Origin of the sequence: Microbacterium marmarense (assembly GCF_037204165.1) — a bacterium.
Lineage (GTDB): Bacteria > Actinomycetota > Actinomycetes > Actinomycetales > Microbacteriaceae > Microbacterium > Microbacterium marmarense.
On sequence record NZ_JBBDGL010000005.1, the window covers coordinates 109115 to 124978 of the forward strand.

Here is a 15864-nt window from a genome sequence, read left to right on the forward strand (position 1 = left end):
GGACTAGAGATATGGCTATTCGCAAGTACAAGCCCACGACCCCGGGTCGCCGCGGCTCGTCGGTGGCCGACTTCGCCGAGATCACACGATCGACGCCTGAGAAGTCGCTCCTCCGCCCGCTGTCAAAGACCGGTGGTCGCAACAACCAGGGTCGCATCACGACCCGTCACATCGGTGGTGGCCACAAGCGCCAGTACCGCGTGATCGACTTCCGTCGCAACGACAAAGACGGCGTCAACGCCAAGGTCGCTCACATCGAGTACGACCCCAACCGCACCGCGCGCATCGCGCTCCTGCACTACTTCGACGGCGAGAAGCGATACATCATCGCGCCGAACAAGCTGGCTCAGGGCGACATCGTAGAGTCGGGCGCTGGCGCTGACATCAAGCCCGGCAACAACCTGCCGCTGCGCAACATCCCTACCGGTACCGTGATCCACGCGATCGAACTCCGCCCCGGCGGCGGTGCCAAGATGGCTCGTTCGGCTGGTACCTCGGTTCGCCTCGTGGCGAAAGAGGGCCCCTACGCTCAGCTGCGTCTCCCCTCGGGCGAGATCCGCAACGTTGATGCACGCTGCCGCGCGACGATCGGCGAGGTCGGCAACGCCGAGCAGTCGAACATCAACTGGGGCAAGGCCGGTCGCAACCGCTGGAAGGGCATCCGCCCGACCGTTCGTGGTGTTGCAATGAACCCCGTCGACCACCCGCACGGTGGTGGTGAGGGTAAGACCTCCGGTGGTCGTCACCCTGTTACGCCGTGGGGCCAGGCCGAAGGCCGCACCCGCCACGCGAACAAGGAAAGCGACAAGTACATCGTTCGCCGTCGCAACGCCGGCAAGAAGCGCAAGTAGGAGTAGAGGAAGATGCCACGCAGTCTTAAGAAGGGCCCCTTCGTCGACGAGCACCTGCTTCGCAAGGTTGTCTCGCAGAACGAATCCGGCTCGAAGAACGTCATCAAGACCTGGTCACGCCGCTCGATGATCGTCCCCGCAATGCTGGGTCACACGATCGCCGTGCACGACGGCCGCAAGCACATCCCCGTGTTTGTGTCCGAGACCATGGTCGGCCACAAATTGGGCGAATTCGCGCCCACCCGCACCTTCCGCGGCCACGTGAAGGACGACAAGAAGGGCCGTCGCCGCTAACGCGGGGACGATAGAGGAGAGAGAAATGGTGGAGTCCATCGCACGCGTGCGACACATCCGCGTGACCCCTCAGAAGGCTCGTCGTGTCGTTGCGCTCGTAAAGGGCAAGCAGGCTCAGGAGGCTTTGGCCATCCTGAAGTTCGCTCCCCAGTCCGCGAGTGAGCCGATTTACAAGCTGGTCGAAGCTGCTATCGCGAACGCTCGCGTCAAGGCAGACAAGGACGGCGAGTACCTCGCTGAGGCAGACCTCTACATTGCTAACGCATACGTAGACGAGGGCACGACGCTCAAGCGTTTCCGCCCCCGTGCACAGGGTCGCGCCTTCCAGATCAAGAAGCGCACCAGCCACATCACTGTTGTGCTGTCGACCCCCGAGGTTGCTGAGGCAGCCCCCGTCCAGACCAAGAAGGCGAGCAAGTAATGGGCCAGAAGGTAAACCCGTACGGCTTCCGCCTGGGAATCACCACCGACCACGTGTCGCGTTGGTTCTCGGACTCGACGAAGCCGGGTCAGCGTTACGCAGACTACGTAGCTGAGGACATCAAGATCCGCAAGCTGCTGCAGACCCAGCTCGACCGAGCCGGCGTCAGCAACATCGAAATCGAGCGCACCCGTGACCGCGTTCGCGTCGACATTCACACCGCCCGCCCGGGCATCGTGATCGGTCGCCGTGGCGCCGAGGCTGAGCGCATCCGCGCTGACCTCGAGAAGCTCTCGGGCAAGCAGATCCAGCTGAACATCCTCGAGGTCAAGAACCCCGAGGCTGACGCACAGCTCGTTGCACAGGGAATCGCCGAGCAGCTTTCTGCTCGTGTCGCCTTCCGTCGCGCAATGCGCAAGGGCCTGCAGGGCGCTCAGCGCGCTGGCGCCAAGGGTATTCGTATTCAGGTCTCCGGCCGCCTCGGCGGCGCCGAGATGAGCCGTTCGGAGTTCTACCGCGAAGGTCGTGTGCCCCTGCACACACTCCGCGCGAACATCGACTACGGCTTCTACGAGGCAAAGACCACCTTCGGCCGCATCGGCGTGAAGGTTTGGATCTACAAGGGCGACCTCACCAACAAGGAACTCGCTCGCGAGCAGGCAAACGCTCCGAAGGCACCCCGTGGTCGCGATGACCGCGGTGGCGACCGTCGTCGCGCCCCTCGCACCGAGGCCCCCGTCGCAGAAGGAGCGTCAGCCTGATGCTTATTCCCCGTAAGGTCAAGTACCGCAAGCAGCACCACCCCGGCCGTTCAGGCCAGGCAACTGGTGGCACCAAGGTCAGCTTTGGTGAGTACGGTATCCAGGCCCTCACCCCGGCATACGTGACCAACCGTCAGATCGAGTCCGCTCGTATCGCGATGACGCGTCACATCAAGCGTGGTGGAAAGGTGTGGATCAACATCTACCCCGACCGTCCGCTTACCAAGAAGCCTGCTGAAACCCGCATGGGTTCCGGTAAGGGTTCGCCGGAATGGTGGGTCGCAAACGTCAAGCCGGGTCGCGTTCTCTTCGAGGTCGCTGGCGTCGATGAGACACTCGCTCGCGAGGCTCTGACCCGTGCAATTCACAAGCTGCCCCTTAAGGCACGCATCATCAAGCGCGAGGAGGGCGACGCGTAATGGCGATCGGCACCAAGACGCTCGCACCGAGCGAGCTCGATACGTTCGAAGACCAGCGCCTCGTTGAGGAGCTGCGCAAGGCCAAGGAAGAGCTGTTCAACCTGCGCTTCCAGTCGGCCACCGGCCAGCTCGAGAGCCACGGTCGCATTCGTGCGGTCAAGCGCGACATCGCGCGGCTCTACACCGTGATCCACGAGCGCGAGCTCGGCATTCGTGCCACGCCCGCTCCTGTTGAGGTTGCGACGAAGGCGAAGAAGACGAAGGCCAAGAAGGCGGATGCCGCTGACAAGGCCGTGAAGGAAGAGGCCGAGTAATGGCTGAGACCACTGAGAAGAAGGCCCCTGCCAAGAAGGCGGCGGCTAAGAAGCCTGCCGCTGCCAAGGCAGCCGAGGTCGAGACCCCCACGGTCGCTGCTGCAGGTCACGAGAGCAGCGAGCACGATGTGCGCGACGCTGAGGCTCGCGGCTACCGCAAGTCGCGTCGTGGCCTCGTCACCAGCGACAAGATGGACAAGACCATCGTTGTTGAGGTTGAAGACCGCGTGAAGCACCCGCTTTACGGCAAGGTCATCCGCCGCACCTCGAAGGTCAAGGTTCACGATGAGGCCAACTCGGCTGGCATCGGCGACCTCGTCCTGATCAACGAGACCCGTCCGCTCAGCGCTACGAAGCGCTGGCGCCTGGTCGAGATCCTCGAGAAGGCCAAGTAAGCCCTCGGCTTACTTGGAACCCAAGGAGTAACAAGTGATTCAGCAGGAATCCCGCATCAAGGTTGCCGATAACACCGGCGCCAAGGTCTTGCTCACGATCCGCGTGCTTGGTGGCTCGCAGCGTCGGTACGCCGGCATTGGAGACATCATCGTCGCAACGGTCAAGGACGCAATTCCGGGCGGAAACGTCAAGAAGGGCGACGTCGTCAAGGCGGTTGTCGTCCGTACCGTTAAAGAGACCCGTCGTCCCGACGGCTCCTACATCAAGTTCGACGAGAACGCCGCCGTCATCCTGAAGACCGACGGGGAGCCTCGCGGCACCCGCATCTTCGGACCGGTCGGTCGCGAGCTTCGTGACAAGAAGTTCATGAAGATCGTCTCGCTCGCCCCGGAGGTCATTTGATCATGGCGAACATTAAAAAGGGCGACCTGGTTCAGGTCATCACCGGTAAGAAGCAGGACAAGGGCGGCGACCGAGGCAAGCAGGGCAAAGTCCTGGATGTCTTGATCGAGCAGAACCGCGTGATTGTGGAGGGCGTGAACTACGTCACCAAGCACAACCGCGTGGGTCAGTCCCAGCGAGGCACCAAGACGGGCGGCATCGAAACGATGGAAGCCCCGATCCACATTTCCAACGTCGCAGTCGTAGACCCCTCGACCAAGAAGCCGACCCGTGTCGGTCACCGCGTCGAGGAGCAGACGAAGGACGGCGTGAAGCGCACCGTTCGGGTTCGCTACGCAAAGACGTCAGGTAAGGACCTCTGATGACCACCACCGCTGCCGCGCCGGCTGGCAAGATCCAGCCGCGCCTGAAGCAGAAGTACAAGTCCGAGATTCAGCAGGCAATGCAGGAAGAGTTCGGTTACACGAACGTCATGCAGATCCCTGGCCTGGTCAAGGTAGTCGTTAACACCGGTGTCGGCGAGGCAGCTCGCGACTCCAAGGTGATCGACGGTGCGGTCGAAGACCTCACCAAGATCACCGGTCAGAAGCCGGTCGTCACGAAGGCTCGCAAGTCCATCGCGCAGTTCAAGCTGCGTGAAGGTCAGGCCATCGGCGCACACGTCACCCTCCGTGGTGACCGTGCGTGGGAATTCGTCGACCGTCTCGTCAACCTCGCTCTGCCCCGTATCCGCGACTTCCGCGGGCTCTCGGGCAAGCAGTTCGACGGCACCGGAAACTACACCTTCGGTCTTCAGGAGCAGTCCGTGTTCCACGAGATCGACCAGGACAAGATCGACCGTGTCCGCGGATTCGACATCACGATCGTGACGTCGGCGAAGACGGATGACGAGGGTCGCGCACTTCTGCGTCACCTCGGCTTCCCGTTCCGCTCCGAGGACGCACAGGCCTAGTCATACCCCGGTCCCTCACCTCGCTCAGGCGCGGTGAGGGACCACCCCACCACAGGTCGACGTCTGCGAAACAGGCGGCGAAACCTGGTGAACAAAGGAAACAATCCACATGACAATGACAGACCCGGTCGCAGACATGCTGACCCGTCTGCGCAACGCGAACTCGGCGCACCACGAATCTGTGTCGCTGCCGAGCTCCAAGCTCAAGACTCACATTGCAGAAATCCTCGAGCGCGAGGGCTACATCGGCAGCTGGGAGACCAGCGACGCACGCGTCGGTCAGACCCTCACTCTGACGCTGAAGTACGGCCCGAACCGCGAGCGGTCGATCGCCGGCATCAAGCGCGTCTCGAAGCCCGGCCTCCGTGTATACGCGAAGTCGAACGAGATCCCCACGGTTCTCGGTGGCCTCGGCGTTGCCATCCTTTCCACCTCCTCCGGTCTTCTCACTGACCGTCAGGCCGAGCAGAAAGGTGTAGGTGGGGAAGTCCTCGCCTACGTTTGGTGACCTGATATGTCGCGTATTGGACGTCTTCCCATCGACATTCCCGCCGGCGTGACCATTGAGGTCGAAGGCCAGGATGTCGCAGTAAAGGGCCCGAAGGGTGAGCTCAACCTCACCGTTGCGAACCCCATCCGTGTCAAGCTCGAAGAGGGACAGATCGTTGTCTCTCGCCCCGATGACGAGCGCGAATCGCGTTCGCTTCACGGCTTGACCCGCACGCTCATCAACAACAACATCATCGGCGTCACCCAGGGTTACACCAAGGGCCTCGAGGTTGTTGGTACGGGTTACCGCGTTGCTCAGAAGGGCAGCTCGGTCGAGTTCGCTCTTGGCTTCTCGCACCCCGTGCTGATCGAGCCACCCGCAGGCATCACCCTCACGGTTGAAGGCAACAACAAGCTCACCGTGAGCGGCATCGACAAGCAGGCCGTCGGTGAGGCAGCTGCCAACATCCGCAAGATCCGCAAGCCTGAGCCCTACAAGGGCAAGGGTGTGCGCTACGCCGGCGAAGTTGTACGGCGCAAGGCCGGAAAGGCTGGTAAGTAATCATGGCTGTGAAGTCGAAGTCAGTCGCACGTTCGCGTCGCCACGCCCGCCTTCGCAAGAAGGTCGTCGGCACCGCCGTGCGTCCCCGCCTGGTCGTAAACCGTTCCGCGCGTCACGTATTCGTGCAGCTTGTAGACGACAGCCAGGGCCACACCGTGGCCTCGGCGTCGACGCTTGAAGCCGATCTTCGTGATTTCGAGGGCGACAAGACCGCCAAGGCTCGCAAGGTTGGCGAACTCGTCGCCGAGCGCGCCAAGGCTGCTGGCGTCTCTGACGCCGTTTTCGACCGCGGTGGCAACCGCTACGCGGGACGTGTCGCGGCAATCGCCGACGGCGCCCGCGAGGGAGGTCTGAACCTGTGAGCGAAGCAACGAACAACAACAAGGTGGAGTCCGAAGTGACCGAGCAGGAAAAAACTGCCGCCGCTGAAGCACCTGCCGCTGCCGAGGCTACGGCTGTTGCCGAGGCACCGGCCGAGCGTGAGCGCGAGCCGCGTCGCGGTGGCCGTGAGCGCAACCAGAACCAGCGTGACCGTGGCGGTCGCGACGACAAGAGCCAGTTCCTGGAGCGCGTCGTTACGATCAACCGTGTGTCGAAGGTCGTCAAGGGTGGTCGTCGCTTCAGCTTCACCGCACTCGTCGTCGTCGGTGACGGTAACGGTCTGGTCGGTGTCGGCTACGGCAAGGCACGCGAAGTTCCCCTGGCGATCGCCAAGGGTGTTGAAGAGGCCAAGCGCAACTTCTTCCGCGTTCCCCGCGTCGGTGTGACCATTCCTCACCCCGTCCAGGGTGAAGCTGCTGCCGGTGTGGTGCTCTTGCGCCCCGCGTCGGGTGGTACCGGTGTTATCGCCGGTGGTCCCGTGCGTGCCGTGCTTGAGTGCGCTGGTATTCACGACGTGCTGTCGAAGTCGCTCGGTTCATCGAACACGATCAACATCGTCCACGCGACGGTTGCAGCCCTGAAGCAGCTTGAGGAGCCTCGTGCGGTTGCCGCGCGTCGTGGCCTCGAGTTCGACCAGGTTGCTCCTGCGCGTCTCGTCCGTGCCGAGGCTGATGCCGCGGCCGCTGCGAAGGTAGGTGCCTGATGGCCGCGCGTCTCAAGGTCACACAGATCAAGTCCAAGGTGAGCGAGAAGCAGTACCAGCGTGACACGCTGCGTTCGCTCGGGTTGAAGCGGATCAACGACTCTGTCGTTCGTCCCGACGACGCGCAGACGCGCGGTTACGTCAACACCGTCGCACACCTCGTCAAGGTTGAGGAGATCGACTAATGGCTGACAAGGCTGAAAAGAACGACGCCGTCGAAGCAGAGGCCAAGAAGGCTCCTGCAAAGAAGGCTCCCGCGAAGAAGGCTCCCGCGAAGAAGAAGGCTGCTCCGAAGGCAGATGCTCCGGCATCGCGCCCCGGTGTGCTGAAGGTTCACCACCTGCGTCCCGTACCGGGCTCGAACACGGCGAAGACCCGTGTCGGCCGTGGTGAGGGCTCGAAGGGTAAGACGGCAGGCCGTGGTACCAAGGGTCAGAAGGCTCGTTACCAGGTCAAGGCCGGCTTCGAGGGTGGGCAGATGCCTCTGCACATGCGCACCCCGAAGCTCCGTGGCTTCAAGAACCCGTTCCGCGTCGAGTACCAGGTTGTGAACCTGGAAAAGCTCGCGGAGCTCTACCCGAGTGGTGGCTCAGTCACCATCAGCGACCTGGTCGCCAAGGGTGCGGTTCGCAAGAACGAGAAGGTCAAGGTGCTTGGCACCGGCGACATCTCGGTGAAGCTCGAAGTGTCGGTCGACAAGGTCTCGGGTTCTGCCGAGCAGAAGATCGTCGCCGCAGGCGGTACCGTCAAGTAGCACTCACAATGGGGGCCGGAGCAATGCTCCGGCCCCCATTGGGTTACCCTGAATGCTGGTCGTCGTTTGCGCGACCGGCATCCCTTCTTGGAGGAATCCTTTTGTTCAGCGCCATTGCGCGGGTCTTCCGCACACCTGATCTACGTCGGAAGATCGGTTTCACGTTGGCGATTATCGCCTTGTACCGTCTCGGCGCACACGTGCCAGCTCCGTTCGTGGACTTCCCGAACGTGCAGTCCTGCCTCGATCAGTCGGCAGGCACAGACGGTCTGCTCTCGCTCGTCAACCTGTTCTCAGGTGGCGCGCTGCTGCAGCTGTCGATCTTCGCGCTCGGCGTCATGCCGTACATCACGGCGACGATCATCACCCAGCTTCTGCGCGTGGTCATTCCGCACTTTGAGACTCTCCACAAGGAGGGCCAGGCGGGCCAGGCCAAGCTCACTCAGTACACCCGTTACCTGACGATCGCTCTTGCACTGCTGCAGTCGACGACGCTGGTCACGGTAGCCCGCAGCGGACAGCTGTTCGGTGTCACCGGCATTCCCGAGTGCGAGCAGCTCCTCACCAACGACGTGTGGTGGGCACAGCTGCTCATGATCATCACGCTGACCGCCGGTACCGGCCTCATCATGTGGTTCGCCGAGCTCGTCACCGAGCGCGGCATCGGCAACGGCATGTCGCTGTTGATCTTCACCTCGATCGCCGCATCGTTCCCCTCGTCGCTCTGGGCCATCTGGCAGACACGCGGCTTCGAGGTGTTCCTGCTCGTGCTGGCCGTCGGTGTCGTCGTGATCGCGCTCGTCGTGTTCGTTGAGCAGTCGCAGCGTCGTGTTCCCGTGCAGTACGCCAAGCGCATGGTGGGCCGCCGCACCTACGGCGGTACCAACACCTACATTCCGATCAAGGTCAACATGGCCGGTGTGGTGCCCGTCATCTTCGCCTCGTCGCTGTTGTACATCCCCGCCCTGATCGCGCAGTTCAACCAGCCGCAGGCTGGCGAAGAAGTGCCGGCGTGGGTCGCGTGGATCCAGCTCTACCTCGTGACGGGCGACCACCCGTTCTACATGGCGCTGTACTTCTTCCTGATCGTGGGCTTCACGTACTTCTACGTCGCCATCACGTTCAACCCGGTCGAGGTTGCAGACAACATGAAGAAGTACGGCGGCTTCATTCCCGGCATCCGTGCTGGTCGACCGACTGCCGAATACCTCGACTACGTGCTTACCCGCATCACGCTCCCGGGCTCGATCTACCTCGGTCTGATCGCGCTCATTCCGCTCATCGCACTGGTGACGGTGGGTGCCAACCAGAACTTCCCGTTCGGTGGCGCATCGATCCTCATCATCGTCGGTGTCGGTCTTGAGACCGTGAAGCAGATCGACGCTCAGCTTCAGCAACGCCACTACGAAGGGCTGCTCCGATGACCCGTCTTCTGATCGTTGGCCCGCAGGGCTCAGGAAAGGGCACCCAGGGTGTGCGCATCGCCGAGGAGTTCGGTGTTCCTGCTATCTCCACCGGCGACATGTTCCGCGCCGCGGTCTCAGGCGATTCCGAACTCGGCCAGCAGGTCAAGTCGATCATCGAAGCCGGCGACCTGGTTCCCGACGAGGTCACCAGTGCGGTCGTTCGCGATCGTCTTTCGCAGGCGGATGCTGCGGGTGGCTTTCTGCTCGACGGCTACCCTCGCAACGTGGGCCAGGTTGCGCACCTCGACGAGTTTCTCGAGGGTCGTGACGAGGCGCTCGACGCCGTGATCGAGCTGAGTGTGCCGCGCGAAGAGAGCATCGCTCGTCTGACGCTGCGTGCGCAGGAGCAGGGCCGCACCGACGACACCGAAGAAGTCATCGCGAACCGTCTTGCCATCTACGAGCGCGAGACCGCGCCGATCCTGGGCGTCTACCACGCACGTGGCATCGTCGACAAGATCGATGGCGTGGGCTCGCTTGACGAGATCGCCGCGCGCATCGTCGCTGCCCTTGAAGCGCGCGGACTCACGCGCACCGCTGGCGTCTGATTCTCTGTGGCGTTTCGGCGATCCATCTATAAGACCCCCGCGCAGATGCGGGCGATGGTCGAACCGGGCCTGATCACCGCGGCTGCGCTAGAGGCGGCGCGCTCGCTCGCGGCTCCCGGGGTGACGACTCTCGAATTGGATGCTGCAGCATCCGCCGTCATCACTGGGCGAGGCGCGAAGTCGAACTTCCAGATGGTGCGCGGCTACCGCCACTCGATCTGCACCTCGGTGAACGAGCAGGTTGTTCACGGCATCCCCGGCGACCGAGTGCTCGAGGCGGGCGACATTCTGTCGGTTGACGCTGGCGCCGAGTTCAAGGGCTGGAACGGTGACTCGGCATTCTCGATCGTGATCCCCGATCCAACGCGGCCCGAGGTGGTCGCCGAGCGACAGCTGCTCTCTGACGTCACGCAGGGGTCGCTCTGGGCCGGTATTGCGGCGATGGCGTCTGCGGGCTATATCGCCGACATCGGCGCCGCCATTCAGGACTACATCGAAGCGAACGCTCCCGAGGGCGGGTACGGCATTCTGCGTGACTATGTCGGTCACGGCATCGGCCGCAAAATGCACGAGTCGCCGTCGGTGTTCAACTATCGGGTGAGCGATCCCGGAGCCGAGGTTCGCCCCGGTCTAGTGCTCGCGATTGAGCCGATGGTCGTCATCGGCGATCAAGAGACGCTCATCGAAGACGACGACTGGACCGTTTCGACGGTCGACGGCACCGCTGGTGCTCACTGGGAACACAGCATCGCGCTGCACGATGATGGCATATGGGTGCTCACGGCGCCCGACGGGGGAGCGGCCGGTCTCGCACCGTTCGGCATCACTCCCCAACCGATCGCATAGCAATCACAAGGAGTAACGGTGGCCAAGCAAGCACGAAAGACGAACTGGTTCGCGATCTGGATCAGCGTGGGCATCCTGATCGCTATCGGGCTGCTGGCATGGCTGGTCGTCGCGATGAACAACCAAGCCAGCGCACCGGGTGAACAGCCTGTCGCGGCGAACATCGAGACCGATTCCGGTGCGATCCTCGTCGGTGACGCGGAGAACCGCTTGGACACCTACGTCGACTTCATGTGCCCGGTCTGCGGTCAGTTCGAATTGAGCTACGGTCCATCGATCGAAACGCTCGTTGACGAAGGCACCGCGACCCTCGGCATCCACCCGATCTCGATCCTTGACCGTGCGTCGCAGGGCACCGAGTTCTCGACCCGCTCTGCCAACGCCATGTACTGCGTCGCCGTCGCTGACGCCGATGCGGCACTGCCGTTCATGCAGACGATGTTCACGAACCAGCCCGACGAGGGAACCACGGGGCTGACCGACGCAGACATGCTGTCGATCGCAGAGCTGGTCGGCGTCACCGGCATCGACTCATGCGTCAACGACGGCACGTATATGAAGTACGTTGCCGAGATCACCGAGCTGACTCCGATTCAGCCAGGATCGACCGGCATCGGCACGCCCACGGTGGCGGTCAACGGCGACGCGATCTCGAACTCTGATCTGCCAGCACCCGACGAACTGGCCTCGCTCTTCAACTAGCGAGAGCGAAGCTCGGGGCAGCGACACGCCCGAGTTGCCGCGCGGGCACATATCACCTATGATTGCTCTTTGGTGCGTTGCGCCTTCATTGGCGTGTCGAGGCACCAAAACCCCCATTCACCGCAGACCGACCGGTCTGCTGAAGCGATAGCGAGTATATGGCGAAGAAAGACGGCGTCATCGAGATCGAAGGCGTGATCTCCGAGGCTCTGCCCAACGCGATGTTCCGCGTTGAGCTCAGCAACGGGCACAAGGTTCTCGCAACGATCTCAGGCAAGATGCGGCAGAACTACATCCGCATCATCCCCGAAGACCGCGTGGTTGTGGAGCTTAGCCCCTACGACCTCACCCGCGGTCGCATCGTCTACCGCTACCGCTAGTCCGGTCGAGAAGTAACGGCTGTGTGCCGGGCTATGCCTGCGCGCAGCACGAAGACAGCGATAAGGAAAGAACCATGAAGGTCAACCCCTCAGTCAAGCCCATCTGTGACCACTGCAAGGTCATCCGCCGCCACGGCCGCGTGATGGTCATCTGCAAGTCGAACCCGCGTCACAAGCAGCGCCAGGGCTGAGTTTTACAACTCACAGTTTTACAACTTCACACGAAACGGCAGCGTCAGAACCCGTGAAAACGGGGGACACCTCGGGCTGGAGGCCCGGGCACCGACTCTGCTCCACACCTCCACCAACTCCTAGGAGATTCGCATGGCACGTCTTGCCGGCGTTGACATCCCGCGCGACAAGCGCGTGGTGATCGCCCTTACGTACATCTACGGTGTCGGCCGTACCCGCTCGGACGAGATTCTCGCCGCTACGGGTATCGACGAGAACATCCGTGTCAAGGACCTGAGCGACGAGCAGCTCGTTCAGCTTCGTGACTTCATCGAAGGCACTTACAAGGTAGAGGGTGACCTTCGCCGTGAGGTTGCCGCCGACATCCGCCGCAAGGTCGAGATCGGTTCATACGAGGGAATCCGCCACCGCCGCGGTCTCCCCGTGCGCGGTCAGCGCACCAAGACGAACGCACGTACCCGCAAGGGTCCGAAGCGCACCGTCGCCGGCAAGAAGAAGGCGCGCTAGGCCACCGCCGGCGTCACGGATTTAGGAGACTACGAACATGGCACAGGCCAAAACCGCAGCGCGCAAGCCGCGCCGCAAGGATAAGAAGAACATCGCGTTGGGCCAGGCCCACATCAAGTCGACGTTCAACAACACGATCGTTTCGATCACCGACCCCTCGGGCGCAGTCATCAGCTGGGCATCTTCGGGTGGCGTGGGCTTCAAGGGCTCGCGTAAGTCGACCCCGTACGCCGCCGGTATGGCTGCCGAGTCGGCAGCACGCCAGGCTCAGGAGCACGGTGTCAAGAAGGTCGACGTTTTCGTCAAGGGACCCGGCTCAGGCCGCGAGACCGCGATCCGTTCACTTCAGGCCGCTGGCCTCGAGGTCGGCTCGATCAACGACGTCACGCCCCAGGCTCACAACGGCTGCCGTCCGCCGAAGCGTCGCCGCGTCTGACTTTTGCAGCCGGGCCCCCTCAGGAAACTGGGGCGGGCTCGGCTACAGCAGGTTTACCGGGATGGTGCTTGGCAGCATCCCAAGAATAAAACTCAACACCTCATTCACCGCACGTGTCATATAGCGGTCACGTGATCGAAAGGAACACATAGTGCTCATTGCACAGCGTCCCACTCTTACCGAGGAGAAGATCGGGGAGTTCCGCAGTCGCTTCATCATCGAGCCGCTGGAGCCTGGCTTCGGCTACACGATCGGAAACGCCCTGCGTCGCAGCCTGCTTTCATCGATCCCCGGTGCAGCAGTAACGTCGATTCGCATCGACGGCGTTCTCCACGAGTTCAGCACCATTCCTGGTGTTAAAGAAGACGTCACCGAAATCATCTTGAACATCAAGCAGCTCGTTGTTTCGAGCGAGCGCGATGAGCCCATCACCGCTTACCTTCGTAAGACCGGTGCTGGCGAGGTTACGGCCGCCGACATCTCCGCTCCCGCGGGTGTTGAGGTTCACAACCCCGAGCTCGTCATCGCGACGCTCAACGACACCGCGAAGTTCGAGCTGGAACTCACCATCGAGCGTGGCCGTGGCTACGTGTCGGCGACCCAGAACCGCAACGAGTACGCAGAGGTCGGTCAGATTCCGATCGACTCGATTTACTCGCCCGTGCTCAAGGTCACCTACCGCGTCGAGGCAACTCGTGCCGGTGAGCGCACTGACTTCGACAAGCTCGTGCTTGACGTTGAGTCGAAGGCATCGATCGACCCTCGCGACGCAGTCGCGTCGGCTGGTCGCACGCTGACCGAACTCTTCGGCCTGGCTCGCGAGCTCAACGTCGAGGCTGAGGGCATCGAGATCGGCCCCGCGCCGGTTGAAGCTGTTCTCTCGAACGAGCTGTCGATGCCGATCGAAGACCTCGATCTGTCGGTTCGCTCGTACAACTGCCTCAAGCGCGAGGGCATCAACACCGTTTCGGAGCTTGTCGCCCTTTCGGAGACGCAGCTCATGAACATCCGCAACTTCGGTCAGAAGTCGGTTGACGAGGTGCGCGACAAGCTCATCTCGCTCGGCCTCTCGCTGAAGGACTCGGTTCCCGGGTTCGACGGTGCACACTTCTACGGCGGATACGAAGACGAGACCACCGTCTGAGCTGTGTCCGATGTTCGCACCGGCTTGAAGCCCGGCGCGACCCCGAATCGACCTTCACACTGGAGTAATTGACAATGCCTAAGCCCACTAAGGGTCCCCGCCTCGGAGGCGGCCCCGCACACGAGCGTTTGATGCTGGCAAACCTTGCCGCAGCGCTCTTCACACACAAGTCGATCAAGACGACCGAGACCAAGGCCAAGCGCCTTCGTCCGTACGCTGAGCGACTGATCACGTTCGCCAAGCGTGGCGACCTTCACGCACGCCGTCGCGTGCTGTCGGTCATCGGTGACAAAGAAGTTGTGCACGTTCTCTTCACCGAGATCGCACCGCTCGTCGCCGAGCGCGAGGGTGGCTACACCCGCATCACCAAGGTCGGCAACCGCAAGGGCGACAACGCTCCGATGGCTGTCATCGAGCTCGTACTCGAGCCGGTAACCCCGAAGAAGTCGAACAAGAAGGCTGCCGCCAAGGCTGCTGACGCGGCTCCTGCTGAAGAGGTTGTCGAAGAGACCGCAGCTGACGAGACTGCAGCTGACGACGCTGCTGCTGACGACAGTGCCGCCGAGGCGGGCGCCGAGTCGCAGGCCGAAGGAGAAGCCGCTGAGGCTGCAGCCGAAGACGCTGTTGAAGCTCCTGCAGAGGAGAAAGCCGAGTAATCGGTTGCCGGGCTCTGCCCGGCAGGTCGCAGCATCCATTTGCTCGACCAACCTTGCACCGCGAGACCCGCGTGCTCCTTCGGGAGGCGCGGGTCTCGTTTGCGTTAACTGTTCTAGAGCGCAGGTGCGCGTCGCGCGTAGGGTAATGGTGTGACTGAGTCGATGGATGCTGCTGGGGCTGGGGCTTTGCCGCTGGCTGATCGCGTGCGGGCGGTGTGTGGTGATGTGCCAGCCGCGCAGCTGCCATCGCATGCCGATGTGGCTATGTGGCGGCATCCGACCGTTGACGATATCGACGCAATACACCAGGCGCAGCGCGCGGCCGATCTGGCAGACCACCCCTCGTGGACGACGCCGCGCGAAGATATTGCAGACTCGTTCGACCTGCCCGAGATCGACCCGGAACGCGACATGGTTGTCGCACTCAGCGACGATGGGGCGGTGATCGCGCTGGGAACGACCATGCGGCATCCCGATTCTTCTGAGCGTGTCAAGGTGTACATGACGGGGGCCGTGCATCCGGATTGGCGTCGTCGCGGCATCGGCACGGCGCTCGCTAGGTGGCAGCACGCGCGGGCGCTTGAGCACCTGGTGTCGATCGACACGACTCTGCCCGGCGAGATCGACATGTATGCCGGTGAGGGCAGTGGCGCGGTCGTCATCGCGGAGCGCTATGGGCTGAAGACGGCGCGGTGGTTCATGAGCATGGTGCGCGACATGTCGATCGAGATTCCCGAGCTTGAGGTGCGCGACGGCATCGAGTTCGTCGCATACAGCGCCGACCGGGCCGAAGAGGCACGCCTCGCACGCAACGATGCCTTTCGCGATCACTGGGGCAGTTTGCCGTCGCAACCCGAGCGGTGGAAGCAGTTCGTCGGCGGCCCGTTCATTCGCCCAGACCTGTCGACTCTCGCCCTTGCGGATGGCCGCATCGTGGGGTTCTGCCTCGCGTCGGTCAACGAAGAAGACTGGGTGACGCTCGGCGCCAGCAACTCCTACATCGACCTGATCGGGGTGGTGCGGGATCATCGCGGCAAGGGGCTCGCGCCGCGAGTGATTGCCCGCACGCTGGCGGCGATCCGGGCAGCAGGGCTCGAAAAGGCGGTGCTCGACGTCGACACCGACAGCCCGACCGGCGCCAACACCCTGTATGAACGCCTAGGCTTCGTAGCCACCGAGCGCGAGCAGGCGTTGACTCGCGAGTTCTGAGCTGGCGCGGGTGCGCGGCGTGGGTTCTGAGCCGGGGCGGGCGCAACTGTCTACATGGGTGAAAGCTATCGTTCGGCTA

27 protein-coding genes are annotated in these 15864 nt (G+C 62.7%); all 27 read left to right on the forward strand.

Annotated elements, in window-relative coordinates; translation table 11 throughout:
• Positions 1-11 precede the first annotated feature (11 nt).
• The 27 genes from rplB (at position 12) to WDU96_RS13410 (ending at position 15785) form a co-directional block, all read left to right on the forward strand.
• The gene (gene rplB, locus WDU96_RS13280) at positions 12-851 is read left to right on the forward strand and encodes a 50S ribosomal protein L2 (protein ID WP_337339010.1); all 840 of its coding nucleotides are present in this window, start codon (positions 12-14) and stop codon (positions 849-851) included.
• Between the two features lie 12 nt (positions 852-863).
• Positions 864-1145, forward strand: a complete 282-nt coding sequence (gene rpsS / locus WDU96_RS13285; protein ID WP_337339011.1) for a 30S ribosomal protein S19 — start codon at positions 864-866, stop codon at positions 1143-1145.
• 25 nt (positions 1146-1170) lie between these two features.
• Positions 1171-1566 (forward strand): 50S ribosomal protein L22, encoded by a 396-nt coding sequence (rplV, locus tag WDU96_RS13290; RefSeq protein ID WP_337339012.1) that lies wholly within the window; start codon positions 1171-1173, stop codon positions 1564-1566.
• A complete protein-coding gene (gene rpsC / locus WDU96_RS13295) occupies positions 1566-2327 on the forward strand; it encodes a 30S ribosomal protein S3 (RefSeq protein ID WP_337339013.1) in 762 nt (253 codons plus the stop codon). Before rplV ends, rpsC begins: the two co-directional genes overlap by 1 nt.
• Positions 2327-2746, forward strand: a complete 420-nt coding sequence (gene rplP, locus WDU96_RS13300; RefSeq protein ID WP_183499689.1) for a 50S ribosomal protein L16 — start codon at positions 2327-2329, stop codon at positions 2744-2746. The genes rpsC and rplP overlap by 1 nt, the downstream gene beginning before the upstream one ends.
• Positions 2746-3060, forward strand: a complete 315-nt coding sequence (gene rpmC / locus WDU96_RS13305; RefSeq protein WP_337339014.1) for a 50S ribosomal protein L29 — start codon at positions 2746-2748, stop codon at positions 3058-3060. Before rplP ends, rpmC begins: the two co-directional genes overlap by 1 nt.
• The gene (rpsQ, locus tag WDU96_RS13310; protein WP_396668854.1) at positions 3060-3455 is read left to right on the forward strand and encodes a 30S ribosomal protein S17; all 396 of its coding nucleotides are present in this window, start codon (positions 3060-3062) and stop codon (positions 3453-3455) included. The genes rpmC and rpsQ overlap by 1 nt, the downstream gene beginning before the upstream one ends.
• Before the next feature lie 34 nt (positions 3456-3489).
• Positions 3490-3858: a 50S ribosomal protein L14 gene (gene rplN, locus WDU96_RS13315; protein WP_337339015.1), complete on the forward strand. Its 369-nt coding sequence runs from the start codon at positions 3490-3492 to the stop codon at positions 3856-3858.
• A gap of 2 nt (positions 3859-3860) precedes the next feature.
• Positions 3861-4220 carry a 50S ribosomal protein L24 gene (gene rplX / locus WDU96_RS13320; RefSeq protein ID WP_337339016.1) on the forward strand — a complete coding sequence of 120 codons (360 nt, stop codon included), beginning with the start codon at positions 3861-3863 and terminating at the stop codon, positions 4218-4220.
• Positions 4220-4810 (forward strand): 50S ribosomal protein L5, encoded by a 591-nt coding sequence (gene rplE, locus WDU96_RS13325; protein ID WP_337339017.1) that lies wholly within the window; start codon positions 4220-4222, stop codon positions 4808-4810. The genes rplX and rplE overlap by 1 nt, the downstream gene beginning before the upstream one ends.
• A gap of 109 nt (positions 4811-4919) precedes the next feature.
• Positions 4920-5318 (forward strand): 30S ribosomal protein S8, encoded by a 399-nt coding sequence (gene rpsH, locus WDU96_RS13330; protein WP_337339018.1) that lies wholly within the window; start codon positions 4920-4922, stop codon positions 5316-5318.
• A 6-nt stretch (positions 5319-5324) separates the two neighbouring features.
• Positions 5325-5861 carry a 50S ribosomal protein L6 gene (gene rplF, locus WDU96_RS13335; RefSeq protein WP_337339019.1) on the forward strand — a complete coding sequence of 179 codons (537 nt, stop codon included), beginning with the start codon at positions 5325-5327 and terminating at the stop codon, positions 5859-5861.
• 2 nt (positions 5862-5863) lie between these two features.
• On the forward strand, positions 5864-6223 hold the full coding sequence (gene rplR, locus WDU96_RS13340) for a 50S ribosomal protein L18 (RefSeq protein ID WP_337339020.1): 360 nt from the start codon (positions 5864-5866) through the stop codon (positions 6221-6223).
• Positions 6220-6945 (forward strand): 30S ribosomal protein S5, encoded by a 726-nt coding sequence (rpsE, locus tag WDU96_RS13345; RefSeq protein WP_337339021.1) that lies wholly within the window; start codon positions 6220-6222, stop codon positions 6943-6945. The genes rplR and rpsE overlap by 4 nt, the downstream gene beginning before the upstream one ends.
• Complete coding sequence (gene rpmD, locus WDU96_RS13350) at positions 6945-7130, forward strand: 50S ribosomal protein L30 (RefSeq protein WP_337339022.1); 186 nt, start codon at positions 6945-6947, stop codon at positions 7128-7130. Before rpsE ends, rpmD begins: the two co-directional genes overlap by 1 nt.
• Positions 7130-7699 (forward strand): 50S ribosomal protein L15, encoded by a 570-nt coding sequence (rplO, locus tag WDU96_RS13355; protein WP_337339023.1) that lies wholly within the window; start codon positions 7130-7132, stop codon positions 7697-7699. The genes rpmD and rplO overlap by 1 nt, the downstream gene beginning before the upstream one ends.
• Positions 7700-7800: 101 nt before the next feature.
• Complete coding sequence (secY, locus tag WDU96_RS13360; protein WP_337339024.1) at positions 7801-9123, forward strand: preprotein translocase subunit SecY; 1323 nt, start codon at positions 7801-7803, stop codon at positions 9121-9123.
• Entirely contained in the window at positions 9120-9713 is a 594-nt protein-coding gene (locus WDU96_RS13365) for an adenylate kinase (RefSeq protein ID WP_337339025.1), read from the forward strand. Before secY ends, WDU96_RS13365 begins: the two co-directional genes overlap by 4 nt.
• 6 nt (positions 9714-9719) lie before the next feature.
• Positions 9720-10559 carry a type I methionyl aminopeptidase gene (map, locus tag WDU96_RS13370; RefSeq protein WP_337339026.1) on the forward strand — a complete coding sequence of 280 codons (840 nt, stop codon included), beginning with the start codon at positions 9720-9722 and terminating at the stop codon, positions 10557-10559.
• Between the two features lie 18 nt (positions 10560-10577).
• The gene (locus tag WDU96_RS13375) at positions 10578-11261 is read left to right on the forward strand and encodes a DsbA family protein (RefSeq protein WP_337339027.1); all 684 of its coding nucleotides are present in this window, start codon (positions 10578-10580) and stop codon (positions 11259-11261) included.
• 158 nt (positions 11262-11419) lie between these two features.
• Positions 11420-11641: a translation initiation factor IF-1 gene (gene infA, locus WDU96_RS13380; protein ID WP_017201569.1), complete on the forward strand. Its 222-nt coding sequence runs from the start codon at positions 11420-11422 to the stop codon at positions 11639-11641.
• Positions 11642-11715: 74 nt separating this feature from the next.
• Entirely contained in the window at positions 11716-11832 is a 117-nt protein-coding gene (rpmJ, locus tag WDU96_RS13385) for a 50S ribosomal protein L36 (RefSeq protein WP_005050492.1), read from the forward strand.
• A 133-nt stretch (positions 11833-11965) separates the two neighbouring features.
• A complete protein-coding gene (gene rpsM, locus WDU96_RS13390) occupies positions 11966-12340 on the forward strand; it encodes a 30S ribosomal protein S13 (protein ID WP_337339028.1) in 375 nt (124 codons plus the stop codon).
• Between the two features lie 37 nt (positions 12341-12377).
• Positions 12378-12776: a 30S ribosomal protein S11 gene (rpsK, locus tag WDU96_RS13395; protein WP_337339029.1), complete on the forward strand. Its 399-nt coding sequence runs from the start codon at positions 12378-12380 to the stop codon at positions 12774-12776.
• A 151-nt stretch (positions 12777-12927) separates the two neighbouring features.
• Positions 12928-13920 (forward strand): DNA-directed RNA polymerase subunit alpha, encoded by a 993-nt coding sequence (locus tag WDU96_RS13400; protein WP_337339030.1) that lies wholly within the window; start codon positions 12928-12930, stop codon positions 13918-13920.
• A 74-nt stretch (positions 13921-13994) separates the two neighbouring features.
• Positions 13995-14576 carry a 50S ribosomal protein L17 gene (rplQ, locus tag WDU96_RS13405; protein WP_337339031.1) on the forward strand — a complete coding sequence of 194 codons (582 nt, stop codon included), beginning with the start codon at positions 13995-13997 and terminating at the stop codon, positions 14574-14576.
• 150 nt (positions 14577-14726) lie between these two features.
• On the forward strand, positions 14727-15785 hold the full coding sequence (locus tag WDU96_RS13410; RefSeq protein ID WP_337339032.1) for a GNAT family N-acetyltransferase: 1059 nt from the start codon (positions 14727-14729) through the stop codon (positions 15783-15785).
• The last annotated feature ends 79 nt before the right edge of the window (positions 15786-15864 follow it).